Below are 4,246 nucleotides of genomic sequence, written 5' to 3'. Positions count from 1 at the left end.
GAGACGCGATAAATCGCCGTCTCTACAAGTGTTTTGTTTGGCTCTTTTTGATCCGAAATGTATTGAAAGGCGATCGCTAAGTTAGCCCCCATCGCCGCAAAGATTATTTTCTTAGATGAATCAATTGCCATGATTGTAAATATTAGCTTCTAAATAGGTAAGTTTCTCACAGATTTCTTTCTCCTCTTCCTCACAACATAATGCATCATGTTATGGTGTTCGCTATCTTCTTCTTCGCTGCCGTTATCCATCATTCTCAGCATATTCGGCCCACCAGTGTTGAAGAACCGCGCAACTAGTAAAGCTGCTAGAGCCAAAAACAAAATATTCAATACTGTAGTGTAGTTAAATTGGATAGATGCCTCAACTACTTTGGCGTTGTGTTCTTGTGGTATTAATCCCAAAATTTGGAACATAACTTCAATGATTAATGCCGCGCTTACCATCGCTGTGTAGAAAGCGATCGCTAGAAATATGCTAACTTTTAAACTGTAATATTTGCGGTAAATATTCAAAATTGGTAGTATAATCAAATCGGCAAAAATAAATGCTACTACACCTCCAAAGCTAATACCTCCATTCCACAGCACAGCCGCTAGAGGAACATTCCCCACAGAACAAACAAAGGAAAATATTGCGACAATTGGGCCGACAATGGGCCCCCATAATTTAGACCATATAGGGTGATCTGTGAGAAAGAATGCTTGCCAAAAGTCGTTGGATACCCAAGCAGCCAAAGCCCCTGCAATTACTAATCCCAGCGCAATATCTAACCATACCGAAACCCAGTCCATGACAAAGTAGTGGCTAATGGATGTAAATCCTTTATCAGAAAAAATTCTTTGCCAAATGGAACCTTCTGTCACCGACATATCCATGTTGGCGTGTCCTTCCATTTTGCCAGAGAGTCCCCGGTTGGCTTGCTGTTTCGCTGCTTTCACCATCTGGGGTTTTAGGAATACTTTAAATAGAAACACTAATATTCCAATCATCAATAGCCCACCGACATACTCAGCCAGGGTAAATTGCCATCCCATTAATACTGCCAAGATAATGCCTAGTTCAATGACTAAATTAGTTGAGGCAAATTGAAATGCGATCGCTGCTGTAAAGTTACCACCTTTGCGAAAGATGGAACGGGCAAGGGCGACAGAAGCATAAGAACATGACGATGAAGCTGCACCTAAACCACAGGCTACTGCGATCGATTTTGGTGACGCATCTGGTAGTAGTCGGCTCATTTCCCCTTTGGAAATTACCGCTTGAACAATCCCTGATAGTGTAAAACCAAGAATGAGCGCCCAAAGAATTTCCCAGAACATAGAAAATGTCATGCTGAGTGCTAGGAAAATTCCATTTATGGGGTCGCTGAAAGGGTTTATAGTGTTCATTTTTATCCCAATTCCTAAGTATTAGAAATTTCTAATTCACCATCAAGATGGGTAACTTCCCATTGAGTTTGTTCGCCATTGCGCCAAAATCGCAATCCCACCATAGCGTCTCCTACTGACAAATTTGTGAGTTCTAAATCGGGTAAGCAATCTGGTAGATTCGGCTGTACTTTTAACTGTTGTTTTGAGGCATCAACTTTGAGTCCTAAAATGGTACGAATGAGTAAGAAAATTGAACCAGCAGCCCAAGCTTGGGGTATGTTAGCGTCTGGGTATGGGACTGGAAAGTTATCATCTTGGCGTTCAATTCCCGCAAACAATTCTGGCATTCGTCCAGCTTGAAAATAACTAGCAGCAGCAAAGATACCCTCAGCAATGCGGTTAGCTTCTTGGTGATAGCCATATCGCTTTAATCCGGCGGCAATTATGGAATTATCATGAGGCCAAACACTACCCCGTTGATAACTAATCGGGTTATATGCCTGATTTTGAGATGAAAGAGTCCGCACACCCCAACCACACCACATATCTGGTTGAAAAAGTCGGTTAACAAGTTTTTTTGCTCGTTCCTGTGGGACAATACCAGACCAGAGCAGATGACCAGGATTTGAGGTAATTGATTGAATTTGCTGCTTTTTATCGTCTAATCCTAAACAGTAAAAACCTTCAGATTCCATCCAAAAGCGATCGTTAAATCGTTGATAAAGTTCTTCGGCTTTTTGACGTAGCTTTTTCGCTTGTTCTTTTTCGCCCCACACTTCATAAATTAAAGCTGCCCTCAGCCACGCATCATAAACGTAGCCTTGGACTTCACATAAAGCGATTGGCGGCTCAACTAACTCACCATTTGGGTAAACTATTGCGTCACCCGAATCTTTCCAACCTTGATTGCGTAATCCTTTTGACGAACGAGTTAAATACTCAACAAAGCCATCCCCGTCAAAATCGCCGTATTTGTCAATCCAATTTAGCGCCTTTTCCAGTGGTTCTCGACACTCATCAAGCATACTGAGATCAGCATTCCAGTTATAGGCTTCAGATAAAGTAACAATCCACAGGATGGTAGTATCTACCGTTCCGTAGTAGGGATGATAAGGAAGTAAGTTGAGTGTAGTTAACTCATCGCGCCGCATTTCGTGCAGCATTTTGCCCGGTTGGGCATCGTGCCAATCATCCAACTCAGTTGCTTGGAGTTGAGCCAGTTTCAGCAACGTGCCACGGGCAAATTCATGATAAACTGCGATCGCTTGCAAGCTAGCAATTATTGAGTCGCGTCCAAAAACGGCGACAAACCAAGGAATACCAGCAGCCGGCATCCAAAATTTATGTCCATTATCATCCACATCAATCCGCAGCGCTCCCATATCTGCGATCGCTTGCTGATAGTATTCGGCAATTTCAGCATTAGACGAGCGCAACTTTGTCGCATTAATCAGAAATTCATCCCTAACCTTTCCCGCTTTCGTATTGTGAGGCACAGCGCAGCTATTTTGAGGTTTGAAAACATTTCCATCAGCTAAGGCTGTAAAATTGACACAAGTGTGCCATGTTTTCCCAGGAGCAATGACCACATCAAACATTAAACGACCATTGGCATAGCGTGGCTCAGAATTACCACAAACTGGCTCAATCACAATACCTCGGAAGAAAGAGCCGTTGCGATATTCAGTAGTAAGTACACCATTTTCCCATTTGGTTTGTGTCTCACCCCGCGTCAATATTTGCTGTGATTTGACTTCAAAAATATCCGCAAAATCAGAACGCACAGCTAGCATTAATTGAAACTTAACAGCTTCACTGTGATAGTTAATTATATCAATATCTTCATGCATACCTTCCACAATGTCGCGCCGAACAGTTACAAGCAAACTACCAGGGGGTAAGGAGCCGTTGATAATAGGAAGTTGTGGGTTAGTGAATTGGTAAAGTGCATTATGATGGGTGATATTGCTAGAGGCTAGCAGCGAAAGGCGATAGCGATTCAGAGAAATTTCGTAGTAAGAAATCAGCCGTGTGTCCCAAACAAAAAAACCTTGAGGTAAATTCTCGTCGATAGAACCATCACTAGCCGTTACTAAAAAAGAGGAACCATCGTTAATGGTTATCAAACCCGAATTGACAGTAACTTTTGTAGGCATTCTCAATTAACCAATTGTGTGGTTTTAATTTCCCCGCTTCCAACAAGCGGTAAGTTTGATCTCATCGACAAGTTTTTGGGCTGACTCAGCTTCCGAATGATAGTTGACAGCTACTGCTGCACCTGATAAAGCTAAATAGCGAGCGATCGCTTCACCAATTCCAGAACTAGCACCTGTCACAAGTGGTTTTTGACCTTTAAGTAGGTAAGGGGAATAACTCATAATACTTTTTCAGAATTTTTGCTATGTATTTTCATTTGCAAAGTTTGAGGATAGCTGATATTGAAAACTTATGATTGAATCCAAATTGAAGCAAGCTGTCCTACGTTGAACTTTTTATACCAATTACATATTTTGCTTATGTTTTTAATTTTTGACAGCTATTTTGGTGATTCTGGCATTACTTTAGAGGTTTGCAAGAATGAACGCTTCTAGCCATTGGAATAATAAATATCTCTACCGAAAGAGCTATAAAAATTTCATCACGATTTCATTATTAGATGAAATCTTTAAAGGATGAAGTCAATGAAGAGCAAAAGGGGCAGGGATCAGGGGACAGGGGGAAAACCCCATAAATAAATTTATTAAAATTGGAAATTGGAGGAATTTAGCTAACAGGAAATCATAATTTATTTGGTTCTTCAGTACCTGTTATGCCAAATTATTAGTTAAACATCAAAATTTGGCTTAAAAATAAGGTTAAAAGCCAAAATCATT

General features: G+C 41.0%; 3 protein-coding genes. All 3 read right to left on the bottom strand.

The genetic code is table 11. The features are described 5' to 3' along the window. Positions 1-149 precede the first annotated feature (149 nt). Genes HWQ37_RS31115 through HWQ37_RS31105 form a run of 3 tightly spaced genes read right to left on the bottom strand, consistent with a single transcriptional unit; the run spans position 150 to position 3,751 of the window. Positions 150-1,391: a permease gene (locus tag HWQ37_RS31115; protein ID WP_292754535.1), complete on the bottom strand. Its 1,242-nt coding sequence runs from the start codon at positions 1,389-1,391 to the stop codon at positions 150-152. Positions 1,392-1,405: 14 nt separating this feature from the next. After that, positions 1,406-3,529, bottom strand: a complete 2,124-nt coding sequence (locus tag HWQ37_RS31110) for an amylo-alpha-1,6-glucosidase (RefSeq protein WP_292754533.1) — start codon at positions 3,527-3,529, stop codon at positions 1,406-1,408. Positions 3,530-3,553: 24 nt separating this feature from the next. After that, positions 3,554-3,751: an SDR family NAD(P)-dependent oxidoreductase gene (locus HWQ37_RS31105; RefSeq protein ID WP_292754530.1), complete on the bottom strand. Its 198-nt coding sequence runs from the start codon at positions 3,749-3,751 to the stop codon at positions 3,554-3,556. Positions 3,752-4,246: the final 495 nt, after the last annotated feature.

Origin of the sequence: Nostoc sp. NMS4 (assembly GCF_017115095.1) — a bacterium.
Lineage (GTDB): Bacteria > Cyanobacteriota > Cyanobacteriia > Cyanobacteriales > Nostocaceae > Nostoc.
This window is presented reverse-complemented; position numbering and strand designations above follow the sequence as displayed.